Origin of the sequence: Nocardia sp. NPDC058640, assembly GCF_042716995.1 — a bacterium.
In the GTDB taxonomy this organism is placed as follows: domain Bacteria; phylum Actinomycetota; class Actinomycetes; order Mycobacteriales; family Mycobacteriaceae; genus Nocardia.
Window position 1 is genome coordinate 73350 of record NZ_JBHXRG010000004.1, and the last position, 20411, is coordinate 93760.

Genomic DNA, 20411 nt, shown 5'->3' on the forward strand with positions numbered 1-20411 from the left:
CGGGTCCGGATCGAGACCAGCGGACGGCGAAATCACGTCACAATGGATTGGTCGGCTCGTGAGAGAGGACATGTGCGGTGAGACGTGTCAGTCGATTACTGGTGACGATGGTTGTCGCGCTGCTCGGGGTGTGCGCGTTTCTCGGGTATCGCGGAGAGTTCGCCCTGGTCGAACCCCAATTCGTGGCGCAAGCGCAGGCTCCGGTGTTGGTACCGATGGACCCGGTGGTGGTGGCCGACCAGGTGGAGGCGGCGCTGGTCAATATCGATGTCGAGACCGCGGGTTTCGGGGGCGGAGCGGCGGGTTCGGGGATCGTGCTCACCGCAGACGGGCAGATTCTGACCAGTCATCACGTGATCAAGGGTGCCGACGAACTGCGCGTCACCGATATCGCCAACGGGCTGGTCTACGAGGCCACCGTGCTCGGTTACGACTCCGGCGCCGACATCGCGCTGCTGTCGCTGGCAGGCGCGTCGGGTTTACCGGTCGCGCGCCTGGGCACCTCAGCCGACCTGCGCATCACCCAGGATGTGTTGGCCATCGGCGACGCGGGTGGCGACGGCGGCGAACCCACTGCGGTCACCGGCCCGATCACCGACCTGAACGCCACGATCGTGGCCATGAACTCCGCCGACCTGACCCGCAAGGCACTGAACGGCATGGTCGAAGTCGCCGCGCCGGTGATGGGCGGACAATCCGGCGGCGCGCTGGCTGACGCGACGGGCGCGGTAATCGGCGTGATCACCGCAGCTTCAGGCGAAGCATCCCGCACCGAAGGCAACCCACCCAATGGCTACGCCGTCCCGATCGACACCGCCATGCGCATCGTGACCCAGATCCGCTCGGGCACGCCCACCGATACCGTCCACATCGGGCCCACAGCGACGTTGGGCGTCCAGGTGATCGACGGAAGACCAGCCGGAGCCCAGGTGAGCTGGGCCTTCTACGGCCAACCCGCCCGCGAAGCCGGCATCACCATCGGCGACGTGATCACCGCCATCGACGGCGTCTCGATCACCACCGCCAAAGCCCTGAGCGCCGCCATCAACCTCCGCAAACCCGCCGACCCCGTCCGCCTCGACGTCACCTCTCCCGACGGCGTCACCCGAACGGTCGAAGCGGTATTGGCACAGGGCACCCCGACCTAGCAGTCAGCGCTCTCCTCCACGTTGTACGCGGTCGAGTCGATCATTCGATGGTTTGGAGCAGTTCGACCAAGGTCAGGCGTAGTTTTTCCATTTGGGTTCGGCTGTACAGGGTGGTGTCGTATTCGAGTTGGAGGGTGAGGCGGGCGGCGAGGGTGAAGGCGGTGATTTTGGGGGGCATCGCGGGGCCCATGGCGTAGATGTCGTCGCGGAGGAAGGCGATGTCGTCGGGGAGGGTGTGGGGTGGGAGTTTGCCGATGTTGGAGAGGGCGAGGGTGGGGGGTGCGGAGAGTAGGGCTGTGGTGAGGTCGTCGTGGGGTAGTTGTGCGGCGAGGGGGAAGATCGCGGGTTCGCGGCGGGACAGGGCTGCGTGGAGGGCGGTTTCGACTTGGTGGGCGAGGTCCAGTTGGGTGGCGTCGTCGGCTACTTGGATGAGGATGCCTGCGCCGGAGGCGTAATTGGCCAGGGTGTCGGCGGGGACCGGGGGATCGAATTCCGCGCGGACGTCGGCGGCTTGGCCGCAGAACATCGTTACGGTGCCTGTTTCGGGGAAGCGGGTTCGCAGGGCTGCCAGGGCCGTCGCGGTGAGCACGCTGTTCACCGACAGGCCCTCGGTGCGGGCGATCGCCACGAGGGCGGCGGTCTCCTGGGCGGTCAGTTCCACGCGCTGCATCGCGAATCTGCCCAGTGGATCGTCGTCGCCACCGTCGCGAGGTAGGTTGCGCGGCGCGGACTCTGGGCCCATCGTCGCCGCGCCCGCTCTGATCTGGTTCAGCCATTCTTGTGCGCTTGCGGTCGAAACTTGTTCGGCTAGGCGGGTATCCAAGGCTGCGGGCAGTTCGGACCTCGAAACGGCTTCTGGAGCAACATCTCCGGTGGCTCGCGCGGTATAGAGCTGCCACATCTGGGCGAGCAACGCGAATCCTGATCTGCCGTCGGAGATTCCGTGATGCACGACCAGCACTACCTGCTGACGCTGGCCGGAGCGCAGGAGATACGCGCGAAACAGCCCGTCGCTCCAATCTCGAACATCGTTGACCAGTGCGAGGTACTCCGCTTCGCCACCTTCGACGATGTCGAATCGGGGTCGGAACTCGTCGTCGCGAACGAAGTACCGCACTCCGTCCTCGGTCACCACCCGACTGCGCAGCAGTGGGTGCGCGGCGGTCAGGTCGTCCAGGACTGTGCGCAGGATCGTGGGGTCGAGGGTGCCGAACACGGTGGTGCCGATGAACAGGGGCATTCCGGCCGTCGGCACGCTGCCGAGGGCTGTGTCGATGCCGAAGTAGTTGGATTCGAACGGGGAGATACGTCGTCGCGCGGTCATATTCTGACGGTACCTGCGATTCAAACGCTTGTCACTGACGTTTGTTTGAAACAGCTGTCAGAAACAGGTGTTTGCTATCGTGCGCAGGTGGGAACCCGCGAAGATCTCCTCGAAGCCGCCAAACAGTGCCTGGCCGACCGTGGCTACGCCCGCACCACCGTGCGCGACATTGTCGCAGCGTCGGGCACCAATCTCGCGGCCATCAACTACCACTTCGGCACCCGCGACAAGCTGCTGCAGCAGGCGATGTTGGAAGCCAGCGCGGCCGCGGTGACGCAGATCCTGGACTCACTGCCGGCCGACGATCCCGCCGATCCGACCGCCCGGCTCGAGGCCTTCTGGCGGAATCTGCTCGACTCGTTCGCCCAGAACCCGCCGCTGTGGCGCGCCAACGCGCAGTGTCTGACGCAGGCGCTGCACTCGCCGGAACTGCGCGCCGAACTCGCCGCCGCGCAGCAGCAGGCCCGTCGCGGACTGGCGGATTCGTTCGGGGACGGCGACGACACTGTCGGGGCGGTGCTACAGACGATGATCGGTGGGCTGCTGTTGCAGTGGCTGATCGACCCCGTCAACACGCCGACGCCCACCGATCTCACGGCGGGCGCCAGAGCACTGCTGGCCTGAAGTCGGCCACCGCCCGCATGGCACCGTCCGGGCCGGACCTGGCGACATCGGCGGGCAGCCTGACCGTTCACGCTGCGTGACGGCGGTAGCGTCGGGCTATGGACACGCTGAACTCGGTGATCGTGGATATCAACGATGTCTTCTGGAATTGGTTGTTGATTCCGTTGGTCGTGGTGGCCGGGGTGTATTTCACCGCGCGTAGTGGTGTTGTGCAGTTGCGGATGTTGCCGGAGATGTTTCGGGTGGTGGCGGAGAAGGGGCCCGTCGCGGCGGACGGGAAGAAGTCGGTGTCGGCGTTCGGGGCGTTCAGTATTTCGGCGGCGGCTCGGGTGGGGACGGGCAATATCGCGGGGGTGGCCACCGCGATCAGTGTCGGGGGGCCGGGGGCGGTGTTCTGGATGTGGACGATGGCGACCGTGGGGGCGGCTTCGGCGTTCGTGGAGTCGACGTTGGCACAGCTGTACAAGCGGCGCGAGAGTGAGCCGGGGACGTTTCGGGGTGGGCCCGCGTACTACATGGAGTACGGGTTGCGGCGGCGGTGGCAGGGGTTGCTTTTCGCGGTGATCATCACCGTGACCTTCGGGTTCGTGTTCAACGCGGTGCAGTCGAACACGATCGTGGCGACCAGTCGGGTGTCGCTGTCGGCGCTGGACGGCGACTGGTACGCGCCGGTTGTCGGGCTCGGGTTGGTGGTGCTGTTGGGGTTGGTGATCTTCGGTGGGGTGCGGCGGATCAGTCACATCACCGAGGTGTTGGTTCCGGTGATGGCATTGGTGTATCTGCTGTTGGGAATTGCGGTGGTGGCGTTGAACATCGGTGATCTGCCGCGCGTGGTGGCCGATATCGTCGGTGGGGCGTTCGGGTTGCGGGAAGTGGTCGGTGGCGGGATCGGGGTCGCGATCGCGCAGGGGATTCGGCGGGGGATGTTCTCGAACGAGGCCGGGTTGGGGTCGGCGCCCAATGCTGCTGCGGCGGCGGATGTTTCGCACCCGGTGAAGCAGGGGTTGGTGCAGGCGCTGGGCGTGTACTTCGACACGCTGCTGATCTGTTCGATCACCGCGTTCATCATCTTGACCAGTGACCCGGATCTGTCCGAACGGCGCAGTGCCGACCTCACGCAGAGCGCGCTGACCAGCACCCTCGGTGGCTGGGCCGGGCATGTGCTCACCGCGGTGGTGTTCATGCTGGCGTTCAGTTCGATGATCGGCAATTTCTACTACGGGCGCACCAACATCGAATTCATCACCACCCGTCCCCAGGTGCTCACCGCGTTCCGGGTACTGGTGCTGTTGGCGGTGTTCGGCGGGGCGTTGGGGTCGGTGGCGCTGGTGTGGAATCTGGCCGACGTGTTCATGGGCGTGATGGCGCTGGTCAATATGGCCGCGATCATTCCGTTGGGGGTGATCGCGTTCCGGCTGCTCACCGACTACCGGGCGCAGCAGCGGGCGGGCAAGGATCCGGTGTACGTGCACAGTGCCGATGTCGCGGACCCGGCGGGCGTGCAGTGCTGGTCGGAGGCCGAAAGTCAGACCAGGCTCAGCCAGTAGTCCTGGAACTTCAGGAACACCAGCAGCAGCACCACGGCGTAGAACACCACGACCAGCGTCCAACGCCATTCCGCGAGAATCCCCAGCGGCCCGCGCGAGCGACCCCACAGTTCCTGCGTGGTCACCGCGAACAGCACCGGCACCGACACCCACACCACCATGCAGTACGGGCACAGGGCGTTGATCCGGTACAGGCTCTGGAAGATCAACCAGCACAACCCGGCGATGCCGAGCACGGTGCCGATCCACATCCCGCCCCAGATCCAGCGCGGGAAACCGACGCCGACCACCGACAGCAGACCGAGTGTCACCACGACGGAGAACCCGACCACGCCGAGTAGCGGGTTGGGGAAGCCGAACACCGCGGCCTGGTCGGTCTTCATGATCGACCCGCACGACAGCACCGAGTTGATGCTGCACGAGGTGACGTAATCCGGGTCGACGAACAGTTTGAACCGTTCGACGGTGAGCGTGAACGACGCCAGCCAGCCCGCCAGCCCGGCGATCAACAGCAGCCAGGCCGAGCGGGCGGGGGCGGTGATCATTTGGCCGCGTCAGCGATCACGGAGGTCAGGCCGTTCTCGGTGAAGATCGCGTCGGACTGTTCGAGCTTGCCGTTGATGTACACCGACGGAGTGGACTCGACGCCGCTCTTGAGCGTGGCCTGGGTGACCTGCTTGATGTAGTCGTTGTACGGCTTGTCCTTGATGCAGGTGGCCACGGCCGGGTCGGTGTACCCGGCACCCTGGGCGATCGCGACCAGTTCGTCGTTGCTCAGACCGGCACTGCCCTCGGCGGGCTGCTTGTCGAACATGGTCTGCAACCAGCCCTGGTATTTGGTCGTATCGGCCTTGGCCACGCAGAACGACGCGTTGGCCGCGCGCGAGGAGTACTGGGTGCTCGACGCCTTGTCGAGGAACGAGATGATCTGGTATTCGACCGACGCGGTGCCGTCGGCGGCGGCCTTGGCCAGCGCTTCACCGTTGGCGGCCTCGAACTGCTGGCAGGCGGGGCACTGCAGGTCGGCCACGACGCGGACCTTGACCTTGGCGTCGGGATTGCCGATGAGGACCGTGCCCGAATCGGTGACCGATCCGCCGGTCGCGGGAAGTTGTGCCACAGAGCTCGCCGTCCCCTCGTTGTCGGAGTCTGACTTCTTCACCGCGATGCCGATGCCGATGGCGGCGACCAGGGCGACCAGTACCGCGGCCACCCCGACCTGGATCGCGATCTTGCGCTTCTTGTCCGCGGCCTCAGCCGCCGCGAGCGGATTCTTGCCCGTCAGCTTCTTGTCCGAGGGATTGTTACCCGTGCTCACCGTGGTCACACGCCTTTCGCTCGAGGGCCCCCCATCTGCGAACATCATGCGGGCCGAACCTGAGAGTTTGCGCAAAGCGCGACGTCAGGACTGGTCGAGTCGCCGCAACTGCTCGGCGATATCGAAGTTGGCGGGCGGCCAGTCCAGGTTCAGCCCGGCCAACGCGCCGATCAACAGCTCGGTCACGGCCAGGCGCGCGTACCACTTGTGGTCCGACGGCAGCACGTACCAGGGGGCGTAATCGGTGTTCGTGCGGTCGAGAACGGCCTGGTAGGCCTGCTGATACTGGGGCCAGTACGCGCGTTCGGTGATGTCGGCGGGGTTGAACTTCCAGTATTTGTCCGGGCGTTCCAGACGTTCGCGCAGCCGGATTTTCTGTTCTTCCAGGGACACGAACATGGCGACCTTGACGATGACGGTGCCCGTTTCGGCCAGCTCCTTCTCGAAAGCGTTGATCTGGTCGTAGCGTTGCTCCCATTCGGCCTGCGGGACGAGGTTGTGCACGCGAACCACCAGCACGTCCTCGTATTGGGAGCGGTCGAACACGCCGATCTGCCCGTGCGCGGGCAGTCGCTTGCTGATCCGCCACAGGAAGTCGTGCTGCTTCTCCAGCTCGGTGGGCACGCCGAACGACGCGTGATCCACACCCTGCGGGTCCACCGACCCGATCACGTGCCGCACGATGCCGCCCTTGCCCGCGGTGTCCATGCCCTGCAGGATCAGCAGCACATTGAGGTGACCGCCGGTGCGACCGTGCGCGAACAGCTTCTCCTGCAGCACCGACAGCACCGTCGCCCGCTCGGCGAGCAAGTCCTTGCCCGCACGCTTGCCACCGGTGAAACCGGGCGTGCTCGACGTGTCGAGATCAGCGACCCGCACCCCACCGGCCCGCAGCGCGACATCGGCCGGTTCGGTCCACAGATTCGCCATTTCCCATGCCTACCACCTGCGCACCGGTTTACCGCCCAAGCTCGACGCAATCGTTGCGGACCTGTCAGACGGGCTTGGTGGCGTCCACGTACTGCATGAAACGGTGGATCCGCTGGTCGATTTCGGTCAGGCCCGCTCTGGCGAACAGCTTCGGGAAGACATCGCCGTCGAACGCGCGCAGGCCGCTCAGGCTCGCGGCCATGCTGGCGGCGCTGCCGAACAGGTTGTCCTCGCGGAAGCTGGTGCTGATCGCGATGCGACCACCGGGGGCGAGCACCCGGATCATTTCGCGGGCGGCGACCAGCGGGTCGGGGATCAGGTACAGGGCACCGAAGCAGCACACCGCGTCGAAGCTGCCATCGGCGAACGGCAGGGTGCGGGCGTCGCCGCGCACGTAACCCACGCGCGGACTCGCGTTGTCGGTGGCGGCCTTGGCCAGCATCGGCGCGGAGTAGTCGATGCCGGTGACGAAGCCGCCACGGGTCAGGTACTCGCTGAGATACTTGGTGAAATTGCCTGGGCCGCAGGCGATATCGAGGACCTTCATGGGCCCGCTCAGGCGCAGGGTGTCCACGGCATCGCGGCGGTCGGTGCCGGTGGTGCGGCCGCTGGCGAGGTAGAACATCGTGGGTCGCCACGCGTGTTCGTAGACCGCGGCCAGCGCGGGGGCGTTCATGGTCTTGCGGGCGAGATTCACGAGCGGGTGACCTCGATGGTCATGCCCGCGTCGCGCAGCCGCTGCGTGAGCGCTTCGCCCATCGCGGAGGCGGGGGTGAGCACGCCCGAACGGTCGGGCAGGGTGTCGTAGGCCAGGCACAGGCCGCTTTGGCCCAGCAGCACGGCGGTGGCCTGGTAGCCGGGGTCGCCGCTGCCGGAGAAGGTGGCCTGATACTTGGCGCCGGAGCTGGTGCGCGCGAAGGTCTTCATGGTGAACCAGCCGGCCAGCCGAGCCGCTTCGCTGGGGCCGGTGCCGGGCTTGGGCAGGATCCGGTCGAGCAGTTTGCGACCAAGAGATACGCGCGAAAGCACTGCGCCCGAAGCCATTCCGGCCACGATGCCGCCCGCGATACCGGCGGCCACCAGCGGCGCGGCGGGGGAGGTGCCCGCGTTCATCACCTCGCGGTAGCGGAACTGCTTGCCGTACGCCCAGCCGAGCAGGCCGTTGGTGCGGCGCACGACCTTGGTGTTGTGCGAGGCCATGATGAACGTGGTGACCCAGCCGCTCAGGCTCGCGTCGATGCTGTCCGCGCGGGCCAGCGCCTGATCGGACTGGCGGCCCACATTCGGTTCCATGCTGCGGTCCGGGCTCAGCGAGTACGGGTGCGCCAGGATCTTGCCGCGGGCGGAATCGCCTGCCACGTCTTCCATCATCGCGCGCCCGGAATCGATGGTGCCGCCGCTCATGCCGCCCTTGAGGTAGGCGACCAGGGTGGTGCTCTCGAGCTCGCCGGTGTCGTCGGCGAGGCTGGCGCGGTAGATCTCGTACACGCTCAGGTCCGACGGAATCGAGTCGTAGCCACAGGAATTCACGATCTTGGCGCCGGAGTCGACTGCGGTCTGCTCGAACTTCTCGATGGCGTCGTGGATGAACAGCGGCTCACCGGTGAGGTCGGCGTAGTGGGTGCCGGCCGCGGCGCAGGCGCCCAGCAGCGGCATGCCGTAGCGCAGGTACGGGCCGACCGTGGTGACCACGACCTTCGTGCGTTCGGCCATGGCCGCAAGCGACGCGGGATCGCTCGAATCCGCCACTACCAGTTCCCAATTCGCGGCGACCGGGCCCAGTGCGGCGCGGGTGGCGGCGAGCTTGTCCGCCGAACGTCCGGCCAGTGCGATCCTGGCGTCGGCGGGGGCGGCGGTGGTCAGGTACTGGGCGGTGAGCTTGCCGACGAAACCTGTTGCGCCGAACAGGATCAGGTCGAACTCGCGGTGCTGCGGCATTGCGGGCCTTTCGAAAACAGGGAAATCAGGATTTGGTGGTCGCGGCCTTGCGGGCGCGCGATTTCTTCACCGGCTTGGGGGGATGGGTGGCCAGCCAATCGCGGTGGGCCACACCGAGTTCGGTGACCGGCGGTTCGTCGTAGAGCCATTCGCGGGCGATCGAATGCCAGTTGTTGGTGCTGTCGAGCTGGCCGAGCATGCCGAAGGTGAGGAAGTCCGCGCGCCGGGAGAACAGGTGCTCGGGCGGCAGATTCTGCTGCTTCATGCCGGTGAACTCGCTGGCGCGAGGGTCGACCGCGAGCAGGAACGCGCCGCTGGCCAGCTCGGGGGTGATGGTGAGTTCCTCGTCGACCAGGCACCACTCCGAGGCCGCCAGGACGTATTCCAGGCACTCCTCGGCGCCGATCTCCTCGGGCGAATCGATCACGCCACGCTCGATCATCAACTGCCGCAGGTCTTCCGCGCGATCCTCGGCCGCGGCGCGCAGGCACTGGATCTCGAAAGCGACCAGCTTGGGGTCCATGCGGTTGAACAGGCCGAAGTCCAGGAACGCGACCCGGCCGTCGCGCGCGAGCAACACATTGCCCGGATGCGGGTCGCCGCAGAACTCGTGGAAGGTGAACAGTGAGCCGACGTAGAAGCGGTAGATGATCTCGCCGAGGCGATTCCGTTGCGCCGCAGGCATTTCCCGCATCTGCTCGAAGCCGTCGCCGTCGATGAACTCGCTGACCAGCACGCGCGTGGTCGACAGTTCCGGTACCGAGGACGGCACCACGATGAACGGGTGGTCGCGGTACAGGTGCGCGATGTCGGCCTGGGTGGCGGCCTCGGCCCGGTAGTCCAGCTCGCTTTCCATGTTCAGTTTCAGCTCGTCGAGCACCGCGGGGGTGATCCACGGCATCGCCGAGGCCAGCACGCGACGAAACATGGTGAGGTTCTTCAGGTCCGCGCGCACCGCGGCGTCGACACCGGGGTACTGGACCTTCACCGCGACCGACCGGCCGTCGTGCAGGGTGGCCCGGTAGACCTGGCCGATCGAGGCGGCGGCGATCGGCTCGGGATCGAACTCGGCGAAGACCTCCTGCAGCGGCGCGCCGAAGTCCTGCTCGATCACCGCGCGCATGGACTCGAACGAGACTGTCGGCGCGGCGTTTCGCAAGACCGCCAGCCGCTGCTGGAACCGTTCACGATGATTCTCGGGCACCAGGTCCAGATCCAGCACCGACATCATCTGGCCCAGCTTCATGGCCACGCCCTTCATGGTGCCCAGCACCATGACCACCTGCTCGGTGGTGCGGATCATCGACTCCTCGGCCATCCGCTCGCGCACAGCCTCGGACCGGCCCCGCATCGACAGCCTGGTCTTCTTCGATCGGATGACCGAACTCGCCGCGACCGCCCCGAGCTTCGTCCCGCGGGCAAGCCGAGAAGTCGGCACGTTCTTCGCCATCGAGGTACCTCCGTTGGTGCGCACGTGCACGGCGACACCCAGCCGCCAGCGGTGACGCAAGCCACAGCGTCACGCTCGGTTCAGCGTAGCCAACTGTGTTGCGCTGTCGAGTCCGGCTCCCCAGATCGTGAGAACGGGCAGGTCAGGACTGCGGCATCTCCGGCATCGGGTGTTCTGCGGCGCTGAAGATCTCGGGCGAACCACCCGCGCGGGCGATGCCCTCGATCGCGCTCCAGGCCATCATCGTGAGGTAGTCGATCACGTCCTGGCGCGGCATGGCCTTGTCGGTGGTGGTCCACCAGTGCGTGGCCAGCTGAATGCCGCCGACCAGCACATACGACCACAGCATCGCGCCGTCGGTGCGCATGCCCTTGCCGCCCGCCCGGTCGATCAACACGGTGGTGACCACCTCGGCGAACAGCCGCTCGAACTCCGCCAGCGAGGACTTGTCGCCGGAGGCGTTGCTCATGATGAACCGGTAGACCTCGGGGTCGTCGTCGACGGTGCCCACGTACTCGGTCATCGCGGCGCGCACGAGCTGGTACTCGTCGGCGTCGAGGCTGATCGCGCCGTACACGCGCGGCAGCAGGGTGGTCTCGATGAAGCGCTGCATGGTGGCGTGGACCAGGTCGTTCTTGTCCGCGAAATAGCGGTACAGCACGGTCTTGGACACGCCGATCTCGGTGGCGATCTCGTCCATGCCCGCCTGGCTGCCGCGCGTGCGGATGGCGTTGAGCGTGCCGTCGACGAGCTCTTCGCGGCGGTCGATCTTGTGCTGGCGCCACCGCCGTTTACGGCCGTCGGCCGGGCCGTTGCCGCGCACCGCGGCTCGGCTGCCCTGCTCGCCGATCTCGACAAGGTCTTCGGTGGACAACAGCAGGCCCCCTTGTGATCGATATGGCGTGTCTCGCGATACAGCTTAGGCGGGCGAGTGTGGGGTGGCACTCGTTTGGGTGCCGATGCGGCATTTACCACACTCGCGTACTTACCCGCGCGTATGACCGAAGGGCCGATTCAGCGTGTCCGACGGCAGCCACGCGGGGTTGGCGGCGGCGCACTCGGCGCGCGCACAGCAGAATGGGGGCTATGGAGAAAGCTCCCGGCACCACGGCGGTTCTCACGCCGCGCACCGAGCCCGCCTCGCCGCCCGGCGGTTTCGGCTTGATGACCGACGAGGCGGCCAAGAAACGCGACCTGTTCAAGATGAAGGCGCTGGCGACCAGCTTCCTGGTGGTTGCCAGCGTGATCTACCTGCTGTGCCGCTGGCTCGAATCGCGCGGTGGGGGTGGCGAGTGGGTGGGCTATGTGCGCGCGGCGTCGGAGGCCGGCATGGTCGGCGCGCTGGCCGACTGGTTCGCGGTCACGGCGCTGTTCAAACATCCGCTGGGCCTGCCGATTCCGCACACCGCGATCATTCGGAAGAAGAAGGACCAGCTCGGCGAGAGTCTGGGTGCGTTCGTGGGCACCAACTTCCTCGCGCCCGATGTGGTGTCGGCGCGGCTGGAATCGGCGCAGATCTCGCTGCGGGTGGGTCGATGGATGGCCGATCCGGGGCACGCGGCGCGGGTGGCGCAGGAGAGCGCCACGATTCTGACCGCGGTGGTGAACACGCTGCGCGACGAGGACGTCGAGCAGATCATCGACAACACCATCGTGAAGCGGATCGCCGAACCGCTGTGGGGACCGCCGCTGGGGCGGGTGCTGTCGGAGATGATCGCCGACAACCGGCAGCGGCCGCTGATCGATCTGCTGGCCGAGCGCGCGCATCAGTGGGCGTTGGGTTCGCAGGACACCATCGACCGGATCGTGCTGCGTGATTCGCCGCAGTGGGCGCCGAAATTCGTCAATACGTTGCTTTCCGAGCGAATCTATCGGGAATTGGTGGAGTTCACCTGGAAGGTGCGCTCCGATCCCGATCATGAATTGCGGCGGGCCGCGGATCGCTTTCTGCAGGATTTCGCCGAGGACCTGCAACACGACGACGCGATGATCGCGAAGGCGGAAAAGGTCAAGGCCGAGATCATGGGCCGCGAACAGATCACCGGAATGGCCGAGGCCACCTGGCGCGCGGCGAAACGGTTGATCTTGGAGTCCGCGCACGATCCCGATTCCACGTTGCGTCGCAAGGTCGCGGAGAATGTGCAACAGCTGGGCGAGCGTCTGCGTGACGATCCGGCGATGCGTGGCAAGGTGGACGGGTGGATCGATCGCGGCGCGCGCTATCTGGTCGGTAACTACTCCGGTGAGATCTCGACCTTGGTCACCGACACGGTGGCACGCTGGGATGCCGACGAGGCGAGCAAGAAGATCGAATTGCAGGTGGGTCGGGATCTGCAATTCATCCGGATCAACGGCACGGTGGTCGGGTCGCTCGCGGGCCTGGCGATCTACGCGATCTCGCAGCTGCTGTTCCACTGAAAGACCTGGTAGCCGGGGCTACGCGAGTGTCAGCCGACCGGGTGCTAACTGTAGTGCTTGCAATAGCTAGCACCCTGTTCTAGTATTGGCCTTACAACGCCAGAAGGTGAGCGATGACAGACCAACCCGAGAGTCGTGTAGCGCACGCGGCTCAAGATATCGGAGGTTTCATCAGGGCACAGCGCGAAGGCGCGCAGGTGTCCCTGCGTCAGCTCGCCGCTCTGGCGGGGGTGAGTAATCCGTACCTGAGCCAAATCGAACGCGGATTGCGTAATCCCTCCGCCGAAGTACTCGCGCAGATCGCCAAGGCACTGCGTGTTTCCTCGGAGGTGTTGTATGTGCGGGCCGGATTTCTGGAACAGCGTCCGCACAGCCCGGTCCGCGATGCCCTGCTCGCCGACACTTCGGTGTCGGAGCGGCAGAAACAGGTGTTGTTGGAAATCTATGAGTCGTTTCGCCGGGAAAACGGGGAAGACACCGGCTCAGGGGGGACCGAACGGAACAGCGACGTTTCGTTCACGACAACTGACACTCCGCCACACCAGGAGAATGAAGACTGATGACCGAGAAGACCGCCACTGTGACCAAGCCGCTGTTCGCCACCGTCGGCGCCGGTGACGCCATCTACGCCGCCGTGAACGACGTGGTCGCCGACGTGCGTGACCGCGTTGCCACCGCCGACCCCAAGGCCCGCGTCGAAGAGGCCCGTGAGCGCATCGCGAACGTGCCCGCCGACGTGCAGGCCCAGTTCGACACCCTGCGTGAGCGCATCTCCGGCCTGCCGTCCGAGCTGCCGGAGGACCTCGCCGAGCTGCGCGAGAAGTTCACCACCGAAGAGCTGCGCAAGCTGGCCGAGCAGTACTACCGCCAGGCGCTGGACATCTACGCCGACCTCGCCGTGCGCGGCGAGGAGACCGTCGACCGGCTGCGTGCCAACGAGGCCGTCGAAGAGCAGATCGGTCGCGTGGAGACCCTCTACAAGGATGCTTCGGCTCGCGCCGAGGATGCCCTGACCAAGGTCAACGACCTGCTGGGCCGTGGCAAGGTCGAGGCCGAGGCTGTGGCCGACGAGGTCGCCGCCGTGGTCGAGGCCGAGGTTGTGGCCGTGACCACCGAGCCGGCTCCGGCCAAGGCTCCCGCCGCCAAGAAGGCCGCTCCGGCCAAGAAGGCTGCTCCGGCCGCCAAGAAAGCTGCTGCGCCCAAGAAGGTGTAATCAGCATCTGCTACTGACAGCGACCCCGTACACCACGTGTGCGGGGTCGCTGTTCGTATGATGGGGGTGTGAATATGGTGAATAACCTGACGATGCTGATCATGCTGGTCATCTGGGTGGCCGCCTTCGGCGCGACGGTGTTCGCCTTGATCCATGCGGTGCGCCAACGGTCGGACGCGTTCACCGCGGTGGACAAGATGACCAAGCCGATCTGGTTGGCGATTCTGGGCGGGGCGCTGGTGTTCCTGTTGATCGCCGCGGGTGGGCTGGGGTTGCTGTCGTTCATCGCGATCATCGCCACCGGGGTGTATCTGGCTGATGTGCGGCCGAAGGTGGACGAGGTGCAGCGCGGTCCGCGCTGGTAACAGTCTTTTAGTAGGGCCTCGCGTTGTGTGATACTCGGTGTTACTGTATCGAGCAGTAACACAAAGGAGTGTGCCGATGCGTGCAATGCTGCCCACGGCCCTGGGGAACCTGATCGATCAGGCGTCCACCGTGGTCAAGACCACCCTGGCGGCCCACCGTGCCGACCTGCGGACCAGGTCGCACGGGATCGAGGCGTTGGATCCGCCGCGGATGCCGTACGACGTGATCCCGGTGGTCACCGCCGACGGTGCCCGGCTGCGGGTGCACGCCTACGGCCCGGTCGATGCGCCGGTGATCGTGTTCGCGCACGGCTGGACGTGTTCGCTCGAATACTGGAACGCCCAGATCAACGCCTTCGCCGGTGAGTACCGCGTGGTCGCCTACGACCAGCGCGGCCACGGCGAGAGCACCAACGGATACGCGCGGCCCAGCACCAATCTGCTCGCCGACGACCTGTGCGATGTGCTCGACGCGGTGCTGCTGCCGGGTCAGCGCGCGGTGCTCGCGGGCCACAGCATGGGCGGGATGACGCTGATCGCGTGGGCCGGTCGCTACCCCGAGCGGGTCGCCGAACAGGCCGCCGCGGTGCTGCTGACCAATACCGGCGCGCACTCGCTGGTCTCGGTGTCGACGATGGTTCCCGGTTTGAACAAGCCGCTGCGACTGCTGGGTGGGCGCACGCTGCCCTCGCCGGACTGGGTCGGCAAGCTCATCCTCGGTACCCCGGTGGTGATGCCGCCGATCAAGCCGGTGCGCTGGATCTTCGCCCGTCAGGTGATGACCCTCGACACCTCGCGCGAAAAGCTGGACTACGCGCTGTCGGTGGTGCGTGGTTGCCCGATGATGACGCGTTCGCGGTACGGATTCCTGCTCACCGCACTGCATCTGGGCGATGACGCGAAGAACTTCTCGGTGCCGACCACGGTGCTGGCCGGCGATCGCGACGACATGACGCCGGTGCTGCACGCGCAGCGATTGGCCGCGCTGCTGGCCGACGCGGGCACGCTGGCCGGGTTCAAGGTGCTGCCGACCGGGCATCTGGGCAATGTCGAGCGCTACGACCTGTTCAATGCCGAACTGGCCGAAGTACTCGCCGCCGTGCGCGAGCCCGTGCGCGCTTCGGCCTGACCTCGGTGCGAAGATGGCCGGATGAGTTCTACCGCTGTGACCTCGGACGACCGTCGCTTCGTACTGACGCTGGGCTGCCCTGACCGACCGGGCATCATCGCTGCGATCTCCTCGTTCATCGCCGATTTCGGCGGGTCGATCGTGGAGGCCGGCTACCACTCCGACGGTGACATCGGCTGGTTCTTCACCCGTCAGGCCGTGAAAGCGTCGACGGTGCCGTTCTCGATCGACGAGCTGCGGCAGCGCTTCGCCCGGGTGGCCGCGGAGTTCGGGCCCGAGACCGACTGGCAGCTGCACGATTCCGGGGCGCCGAGTCGGGTGGTGTTGCTGGTCAGCAAGGACGGCCACTGCCTGCACGACCTGCTCGGGCGGGCGCAGGCCGGGGAGCTACCGGCCAATATCGAGGCGGTGATCGGTAATCATCCCGATCTGGCCGGGATGACCGAGGCGCACGGGGTGAAGTTCCACTACGTGCCGTTTCCGAAGGATCCGGCCGAGCGTGGGCCTGCGTTCGAGCAGGTGCGGGAGCTGGTGGACTCCTATGATCCGCAGGCGGTGGTGCTCGCCCGGTTCATGCAGGTGCTGCCCGCGTCACTGTGTGAGCACTGGGCGGGGCGGGCGATCAATATCCACCACAGCTTCCTGCCCTCGTTCGTCGGCGCGCGGCCCTATCACCAGGCGTATGCGCGCGGGGTGAAGCTGATCGGGGCGACCTGCCATTACGTCACCGCGGAGTTGGACGCGGGGCCCATCATCGAACAGGACGTGATCCGGGTCGATCACGCCGACGACGTGCGCGACATGGTGCGGCAGGGGCGTGACATCGAACGGGTGGTGCTCGCGCGCGGACTGCGCTGGCACCTGGAAGGCCGGGTGCTGGTGCACGGGCGGCGCACGGTGGTCTTCGAGTGAGTTATAGGTCGTAAAACGGTGCGGGATAACGGAATTCGCCGGTGACTGCCGGGTCGTAGGCGGTGAGTGGGCGGACCTGGAAATGGGACGCCCAGTCCGGTTCGTCGGGGACGATGCCCAGGCGCAGGCCAGGGACGAAACCGAAGCGGGCGTAGTAGTCGGGGTCGCCGACCAGGCCGACCACTGATTCGTCGAGGGCGTCGGCGGCGCCGAGGGCGGCGTGGACCAGGGCCGAGCCGATGCCGGATTTCTGGTTTTCCGGGTCCACGCCCAGGGGTCCCAGTGCCAGTACGGGGAACGGGCCGATGCCGGCTCTGGTGAGGCAGATGTGGCCCACGACCGTGTCGTATTCCAGCGCTACCAGTGACAGGGTCGGCATCCACGACTCGTCGGTGCGTAGCTTTTCGACGAGCGCGGGTTCGGGTGGAAGGGCATCGTCGGCGTAGTGGGGGGCGAAGGCGGCCTGGTGGATCGCGGCGATCGCCGGGGCGTCCGCTGGGGTCTCGCGACGAATCAGCACAGGGTTAAGTGTCCAGGATTTGGGTAGCGCAGCGCAATGATGTGCGACGTCCTCTTTGCCGGACTACTTTGTCGGACTTCGCCGTGAATGTGACATGCTCGGAAAATGACTTCCGCTGCGCTGACTCGGGCCGCCGTGGCCGACATGATCGACCACACCCTGCTCGCACCGGAGGCCACCGCGGCCGAGGTCGACGCGCTGATCGCCGACGCGCGGAAGCTGGGGGTGTACGCGATCTGCATTTCGCCCTCGATGCTGCCCGTTCGGGCGCCGGGGCTGGTGGTCGCGACCGTGGCGGGGTTCCCGTCGGGTAAGCATCATTCGCTGGTGAAGGGTGCCGAGGCGCGCTTGGCCGTGGATCAGGGGGCTGCCGAGGTCGACATGGTGATCGACGTCGGTGCGGCTTTGGCGGGGGATTTCAATGCGGTGCTCGCCGACATCATCACCGTGCGCGAGGCGACTGCTGATCGGGCTGTGCTCAAGGTGATCATCGAGTCGGCGGCGTTGACCGATGAGGCGATCGTCGGGGCGTGCCGGGCGGCTGAGCAGGCCGGTGCCGATTTCGTGAAGACGTCCACCGGGTTCCATCCGGCCGGTGGGGCGAGTGTGCACGCGGTGTCGCTGATGGCCGAGACCGTCGGTGGACGGTTGGGGGTGAAGGCCAGTGGTGGGATTCGTACCGCTGAGGACGCCGCCGCGATGATCGCCGCCGGGGCTACGCGGCTGGGATTGTCGAAGTCCGCCGTGGTGTTGGACGGGTTTCCCGACTGATCAGCAGCGGTATTCGACCTGCTGACCGGTTCGGGTGTCGGTGGTGTCGAGAGAGGTCTTGCCGCCGGAAAGGTGCACGGCCACACCGTCATCGGTGACCTTTACTTCTTGGGCGCGCAAGCCCAGTGGGTAGCTCTGCAGGCTCTGGGTGAAGGTTTCGACGATGCCCTGCACCAGGTCGGTGGGCAGGCCGATGCCCAGCAGCTGGGCCGACTTGGTTTCGACGGTGATATTGCCGTCGCGGACCAGCGGTTGGACCTCCAACTGGGCCAGGCCGCCGAGCACGTCCAGGGTCAGAACGCCGGTGCTCGCCGAGGAACGCACGCCGCTGACCATGGTGCCCAGCGTTTCCTGGATGCCGGCGTTGTTCCAGGTCACGTCGGCGGACGAGCTGCCGACCGTGCCGCCGCCGCGACCGCGGTCGACCAGTTCGATGTCGTTGAATTTCGCGTGCACGACCATGCCGATCGCGGGACCGAACTTGTTGTCCTCGCTGTCGACCGTGAGTGAACCGACCTTGCCGTCGACATACGACAGCAGGATGGGTCTGAGGCCGAAGCCCACATCGATATTCGAACCCATCTGCTGCTCGAACGCGCCGCTGATACAGCGGGAGATCTTGTGCCGGGCATAGGCCTCGGTGCCGCCGATGGCCGCCACGAGCAACACGGCGACCACGGCCAACGCGATCACCAGCGGGCGCGCACCGATCCTGGGGGGCTTGTTCGTGGTCATGGCATCGGATTCTTCCGCACGTTTCTGTGTTCGCTCTGAGGACGTAGTGAAAGCCTTCCCATCGATCTGTGACCTGGAACACGTACGCGGCGTAACCTCGTATTCATGACTGGCGAGGTTGCGCGCCGGGTGGCGGGGACAGCGGACCACCGATGGCGGGTGCTGCGGCGCCTAGCCGGGCGGCACGCGGGATACTTCACGACCCGGCAGGTGTTGCGGACCGGGTGCGAGCTGCAGGTCAGGGCCGCCCTGGGGGACGGGTCGGTGACCAGGGCCGGGGTCGGGATGATGCGGCTGGGGCAATGGCGGGCGGGGCCGCTGGACGAATACGCGATGTGGGCGGCCTGGTTCGACGGGGCGGCGGCGGTCTCGTATCAGAGCGCGGCGGAACTGCACGGGATCGGACGGTTGGCGCCGCGGTTCCTGCACCTGTCGGTGTCGGCGGGGCGGCCACCGGTCACGCCGCGGTTGGTGTTGACGCGGCGCAAGCTCGGCGACGGGGATGTGGAGTCGGCGGGGCCGTTTCTGGTGACCACGCCGGTGCGCACGGTGTTGGATCTGGCCGAGACCGAGATCTCGCAGTCGGCGTTGGACGAGGTGGTGGCCGACGCGGTGGCCATCCACCGGTGCGATATCGACGAGATCTGGTGGGGCGGACAGCAATTGGGGCCGCGGGCGGTTACTCGGGTGCGGCGGGCGTTAAGTCGGGTGTGAGGGGGCTACTACGTCCCAGGGGACCGACAGGACGCAGTCGCGCATTCTCCGGTTGTAGGTGCGGACAGGGAAGCCGTTGGCGCGCAACATGTTCGCGGCTTCTCGCCAGCGGGTTCGCGGGCCGTAGGGTGCCATGGCGGCGGAGCGTTCCCAGGCTTGGTCGGCCTCTTTGAGGAGGGTGTGGATGCGTTCGCCGGGAATGTTGCGGTGGATCAACGCTTTCGGCAGGCGCTCGGCGATGTCGGAGGGGCGGTCTACGGTGAAGGGATCCCAGGCCAGGGTCAGGGAGAGGGGGCGGTGGCGGTCGAGTAGTACCCAGGCGCAGCGGCGGCCGAGCTCGTCGCAGGTGCCGTCCACTAGTAGGCCGTCGGGGGCCAGGTTTTCCTGGATGCGGGACCAGGCTTCGGGGACGGCGTGTTCGGGGTATTGGCGCAGGACGTTGAAGGCTCGGACCAGGGTGGGGCGCAGGCCCGCCAGTTCGAAACCGCCGCGGGCGAAGCGGACGCCGTCGCGGGGTTCGACCACGCGCGCGGGATCGATTTCGAGACCGACCACCTCGAGATCGGGGCGCACGGTGCGCAGGCGTGCGGCCAGCTCGAACGTGGTCCACGGGGCCGCGCCGTAGCCCAGATCCACGGCCAACGGGTGGGTGGCCTCGCGCAACGTGGTACTGACCAGGTCGTCGTTGACCAGCCAGCGGTCGCTGCGGCGCAGCCGGTTCACGCCCGTGGTGCCGCGGGTGATCGTGCCGACCGGCGGGATGGCCTTGCGGCTGGGGGCCACTACTTCTCGGCGGACTGGCGGTCCAGGTAGCGCAGGGTCTCCTCCTGCTCGGCGCGGAACAGGTCGACCAGGTTCACCAGCATCAACTGCTCCAAGCGCGGGCCAACCATCGGGATGAAGACCTTGGCGGTGGGGGAGAAACGCATGGTGGCGCCGGTTTCGGTCGGGAAAAGGCGGATGGTGCCGTTGAGGCTGCCCGGACCCGCCGGGATCGAGGCGGAGAACTTGCCCTCGGTCTCTTCGTGATCGAACGGACCCCAGCTCTCCTTGCGGGTGATCACCATGTCCTTGCGCATGACCGTCTGGGCGATCTCGGGCAGCATCTCGCGCGGGAGCGTGTGGTGCAGGACCACGTCGATGCCGTCATCGGAGACGTCCAGCGACACGACTTCGTTGTTGGGCGCGTACTTGCGCATCTCCGCGACACGGGCTTCCCAGTAGTCCCTGCGCTGCATCGCCGCGTACAGCTCTTCGGTGGTGTGCAGGGGGTAGCGGGCGGAGTAGTCGAGTCTGCGTGCCATGGCAGGACACGTTACGGGGTTGAGGTGGGGGCGCACGGAAGAGGTGGGGAT

At 66.5% G+C, this 20411-nt stretch carries 23 protein-coding genes; 11 read left to right on the forward strand and 12 right to left on the reverse strand.

Features of this window, described 5'->3' with window-relative positions; translation table 11 throughout:
* Nucleotides 1-77 precede the first annotated feature (77 nt).
* Nucleotides 78-1148 (forward strand): S1C family serine protease, encoded by a 1071-nt coding sequence (locus tag ACFWU5_RS08300; protein ID WP_379266594.1) that lies wholly within the window; start codon nucleotides 78-80, stop codon nucleotides 1146-1148.
* Nucleotides 1149-1188: 40 nt separating this feature from the next.
* On the opposite strand, the gene ACFWU5_RS08305 is transcribed toward ACFWU5_RS08300, so the two are convergent.
* Nucleotides 1189-2472, reverse strand: coding sequence for a condensation domain-containing protein (locus ACFWU5_RS08305; RefSeq protein ID WP_379266595.1), 1284 nt, complete (start codon nucleotides 2470-2472; stop codon nucleotides 1189-1191).
* 87 nt (nucleotides 2473-2559) lie between these two features.
* Between ACFWU5_RS08305 and ACFWU5_RS08310 the strand changes: the two genes are divergently transcribed.
* Together ACFWU5_RS08310 and ACFWU5_RS08315 are read left to right on the forward strand one after the other, a co-directional pair.
* Nucleotides 2560-3096, forward strand: coding sequence for a TetR/AcrR family transcriptional regulator (locus ACFWU5_RS08310; protein WP_379266596.1), 537 nt, complete (start codon nucleotides 2560-2562; stop codon nucleotides 3094-3096).
* Between the two features lie 98 nt (nucleotides 3097-3194).
* On the forward strand, nucleotides 3195-4643 hold the full coding sequence (locus ACFWU5_RS08315; RefSeq protein WP_379266597.1) for an alanine/glycine:cation symporter family protein: 1449 nt from the start codon (nucleotides 3195-3197) through the stop codon (nucleotides 4641-4643).
* Here ACFWU5_RS08315 and ACFWU5_RS08320 read toward each other — a convergent pair.
* The 7 genes from ACFWU5_RS08320 to ACFWU5_RS08350 form a co-directional block, all read right to left on the reverse strand.
* The gene (locus ACFWU5_RS08320) at nucleotides 4622-5188 is read right to left on the reverse strand and encodes a vitamin K epoxide reductase family protein (RefSeq protein ID WP_379243512.1); all 567 of its coding nucleotides are present in this window, start codon (nucleotides 5186-5188) and stop codon (nucleotides 4622-4624) included. The genes ACFWU5_RS08315 and ACFWU5_RS08320 overlap by 22 nt on opposite strands.
* Nucleotides 5185-5961, reverse strand: a complete 777-nt coding sequence (locus ACFWU5_RS08325; RefSeq protein WP_379266598.1) for a DsbA family protein — start codon at nucleotides 5959-5961, stop codon at nucleotides 5185-5187. The genes ACFWU5_RS08320 and ACFWU5_RS08325 overlap by 4 nt, the downstream gene beginning before the upstream one ends.
* A gap of 84 nt (nucleotides 5962-6045) precedes the next feature.
* Nucleotides 6046-6891 carry a polyphosphate kinase 2 family protein gene (locus tag ACFWU5_RS08330; RefSeq protein ID WP_379266599.1) on the reverse strand — a complete coding sequence of 282 codons (846 nt, stop codon included), beginning with the start codon at nucleotides 6889-6891 and terminating at the stop codon, nucleotides 6046-6048.
* A gap of 64 nt (nucleotides 6892-6955) precedes the next feature.
* The gene (locus tag ACFWU5_RS08335; RefSeq protein WP_379266600.1) at nucleotides 6956-7588 is read right to left on the reverse strand and encodes a class I SAM-dependent methyltransferase; all 633 of its coding nucleotides are present in this window, start codon (nucleotides 7586-7588) and stop codon (nucleotides 6956-6958) included.
* The gene (locus ACFWU5_RS08340) at nucleotides 7585-8829 is read right to left on the reverse strand and encodes a saccharopine dehydrogenase family protein (protein ID WP_379266601.1); all 1245 of its coding nucleotides are present in this window, start codon (nucleotides 8827-8829) and stop codon (nucleotides 7585-7587) included. Before ACFWU5_RS08340 ends, ACFWU5_RS08335 begins: the two co-directional genes overlap by 4 nt.
* 25 nt (nucleotides 8830-8854) lie before the next feature.
* Nucleotides 8855-10279: an ABC1 kinase family protein gene (locus ACFWU5_RS08345; RefSeq protein WP_379266602.1), complete on the reverse strand. Its 1425-nt coding sequence runs from the start codon at nucleotides 10277-10279 to the stop codon at nucleotides 8855-8857.
* Between the two features lie 142 nt (nucleotides 10280-10421).
* A complete protein-coding gene (locus ACFWU5_RS08350; protein ID WP_379266702.1) occupies nucleotides 10422-11102 on the reverse strand; it encodes a TetR/AcrR family transcriptional regulator in 681 nt (226 codons plus the stop codon).
* Nucleotides 11103-11365: 263 nt separating this feature from the next.
* Between ACFWU5_RS08350 and ACFWU5_RS08355 the strand changes: the two genes are divergently transcribed.
* The 6 genes from ACFWU5_RS08355 (at nucleotide 11366) to purU (ending at nucleotide 16316) form a co-directional block, all read left to right on the forward strand.
* Nucleotides 11366-12697 carry a DUF445 domain-containing protein gene (locus ACFWU5_RS08355; RefSeq protein WP_379243500.1) on the forward strand — a complete coding sequence of 444 codons (1332 nt, stop codon included), beginning with the start codon at nucleotides 11366-11368 and terminating at the stop codon, nucleotides 12695-12697.
* Nucleotides 12698-12810: 113 nt separating this feature from the next.
* Nucleotides 12811-13257: a helix-turn-helix domain-containing protein gene (locus ACFWU5_RS08360; protein ID WP_379243498.1), complete on the forward strand. Its 447-nt coding sequence runs from the start codon at nucleotides 12811-12813 to the stop codon at nucleotides 13255-13257.
* Entirely contained in the window at nucleotides 13257-13910 is a 654-nt protein-coding gene (locus ACFWU5_RS08365) for a heparin-binding hemagglutinin (protein ID WP_379266603.1), read from the forward strand. Before ACFWU5_RS08360 ends, ACFWU5_RS08365 begins: the two co-directional genes overlap by 1 nt.
* A 74-nt stretch (nucleotides 13911-13984) precedes the next feature.
* Nucleotides 13985-14275 (forward strand): DUF2516 family protein, encoded by a 291-nt coding sequence (locus ACFWU5_RS08370; protein WP_379243941.1) that lies wholly within the window; start codon nucleotides 13985-13987, stop codon nucleotides 14273-14275.
* 76 nt (nucleotides 14276-14351) lie between these two features.
* Complete coding sequence (locus ACFWU5_RS08375; RefSeq protein ID WP_379266604.1) at nucleotides 14352-15404, forward strand: alpha/beta fold hydrolase; 1053 nt, start codon at nucleotides 14352-14354, stop codon at nucleotides 15402-15404.
* A 21-nt stretch (nucleotides 15405-15425) separates the two neighbouring features.
* On the forward strand, nucleotides 15426-16316 hold the full coding sequence (gene purU, locus ACFWU5_RS08380; protein ID WP_379266605.1) for a formyltetrahydrofolate deformylase: 891 nt from the start codon (nucleotides 15426-15428) through the stop codon (nucleotides 16314-16316).
* Between the two features lies 1 nt (nucleotide 16317).
* Here purU and ACFWU5_RS08385 read toward each other — a convergent pair whose 3' ends face one another.
* The gene (locus tag ACFWU5_RS08385; RefSeq protein WP_379266606.1) at nucleotides 16318-16836 is read right to left on the reverse strand and encodes a GNAT family N-acetyltransferase; all 519 of its coding nucleotides are present in this window, start codon (nucleotides 16834-16836) and stop codon (nucleotides 16318-16320) included.
* A gap of 105 nt (nucleotides 16837-16941) precedes the next feature.
* Here ACFWU5_RS08385 and deoC point away from each other — a divergent pair, with 105 nt between their 5' ends.
* Nucleotides 16942-17607, forward strand: coding sequence for a deoxyribose-phosphate aldolase (deoC, locus tag ACFWU5_RS08390; protein WP_379266607.1), 666 nt, complete (start codon nucleotides 16942-16944; stop codon nucleotides 17605-17607).
* On the opposite strand, the gene ACFWU5_RS08395 is transcribed toward deoC, so the two are convergent.
* Nucleotides 17608-18342 carry a DUF2993 domain-containing protein gene (locus tag ACFWU5_RS08395; protein ID WP_379266608.1) on the reverse strand — a complete coding sequence of 245 codons (735 nt, stop codon included), beginning with the start codon at nucleotides 18340-18342 and terminating at the stop codon, nucleotides 17608-17610.
* Between the two features lie 105 nt (nucleotides 18343-18447).
* Between ACFWU5_RS08395 and ACFWU5_RS08400 the strand changes: the two genes are divergently transcribed.
* Nucleotides 18448-19056: a hypothetical protein gene (locus tag ACFWU5_RS08400; RefSeq protein WP_379243484.1), complete on the forward strand. Its 609-nt coding sequence runs from the start codon at nucleotides 18448-18450 to the stop codon at nucleotides 19054-19056.
* Here the strand turns inward: ACFWU5_RS08400 and ACFWU5_RS08405 are convergent.
* Both ACFWU5_RS08405 and ACFWU5_RS08410 read right to left on the reverse strand, forming a co-directional pair.
* Nucleotides 19042-19839 carry a class I SAM-dependent methyltransferase gene (locus tag ACFWU5_RS08405; RefSeq protein WP_379266610.1) on the reverse strand — a complete coding sequence of 266 codons (798 nt, stop codon included), beginning with the start codon at nucleotides 19837-19839 and terminating at the stop codon, nucleotides 19042-19044. The genes ACFWU5_RS08400 and ACFWU5_RS08405 overlap by 15 nt on opposite strands.
* On the reverse strand, nucleotides 19839-20360 hold the full coding sequence (locus tag ACFWU5_RS08410) for a DUF2505 domain-containing protein (RefSeq protein ID WP_379266611.1): 522 nt from the start codon (nucleotides 20358-20360) through the stop codon (nucleotides 19839-19841). Before ACFWU5_RS08410 ends, ACFWU5_RS08405 begins: the two co-directional genes overlap by 1 nt.
* Between the last annotated feature and the right edge of the window lie 51 nt (nucleotides 20361-20411).

Bases quoted from the DNA above. Each gene is read 5' to 3' on its own strand.
- ACFWU5_RS08355 (WP_379243500.1), top strand. From the start codon at position 11,366: ATGGAGAAAGCTCCCGGCACCACGGCGGTTCTCACGCCGCGCACCGAG.
- ACFWU5_RS08340 (WP_379266601.1), bottom strand. From the start codon at position 8,829: ATGCCGCAGCACCGCGAGTTCGACCTGATCCTGTTCGGCGCAACAGGT.
- ACFWU5_RS08400 (WP_379243484.1), top strand. From the start codon at position 18,448: ATGACTGGCGAGGTTGCGCGCCGGGTGGCGGGGACAGCGGACCACCGA.
- ACFWU5_RS08345 (WP_379266602.1), bottom strand. From the start codon at position 10,279: ATGGCGAAGAACGTGCCGACTTCTCGGCTTGCCCGCGGGACGAAGCTC.
- ACFWU5_RS08305 (WP_379266595.1), bottom strand. From the start codon at position 2,472: ATGACCGCGCGACGACGTATCTCCCCGTTCGAATCCAACTACTTCGGC.
- purU (WP_379266605.1), top strand. From the start codon at position 15,426: ATGAGTTCTACCGCTGTGACCTCGGACGACCGTCGCTTCGTACTGACG.
- ACFWU5_RS08320 (WP_379243512.1), bottom strand. From the start codon at position 5,188: ATGATCACCGCCCCCGCCCGCTCGGCCTGGCTGCTGTTGATCGCCGGG.
- deoC (WP_379266607.1), top strand. From the start codon at position 16,942: ATGACTTCCGCTGCGCTGACTCGGGCCGCCGTGGCCGACATGATCGAC.
- ACFWU5_RS08315 (WP_379266597.1), top strand. From the start codon at position 3,195: ATGGACACGCTGAACTCGGTGATCGTGGATATCAACGATGTCTTCTGG.
- ACFWU5_RS08330 (WP_379266599.1), bottom strand. From the start codon at position 6,891: ATGGCGAATCTGTGGACCGAACCGGCCGATGTCGCGCTGCGGGCCGGT.
- ACFWU5_RS08365 (WP_379266603.1), top strand. From the start codon at position 13,257: ATGACCGAGAAGACCGCCACTGTGACCAAGCCGCTGTTCGCCACCGTC.
- ACFWU5_RS08375 (WP_379266604.1), top strand. From the start codon at position 14,352: ATGCGTGCAATGCTGCCCACGGCCCTGGGGAACCTGATCGATCAGGCG.
- ACFWU5_RS08395 (WP_379266608.1), bottom strand. From the start codon at position 18,342: ATGACCACGAACAAGCCCCCCAGGATCGGTGCGCGCCCGCTGGTGATC.
- ACFWU5_RS08410 (WP_379266611.1), bottom strand. From the start codon at position 20,360: ATGGCACGCAGACTCGACTACTCCGCCCGCTACCCCCTGCACACCACC.
- ACFWU5_RS08370 (WP_379243941.1), top strand. From the start codon at position 13,985: ATGGTGAATAACCTGACGATGCTGATCATGCTGGTCATCTGGGTGGCC.
- ACFWU5_RS08360 (WP_379243498.1), top strand. From the start codon at position 12,811: ATGACAGACCAACCCGAGAGTCGTGTAGCGCACGCGGCTCAAGATATC.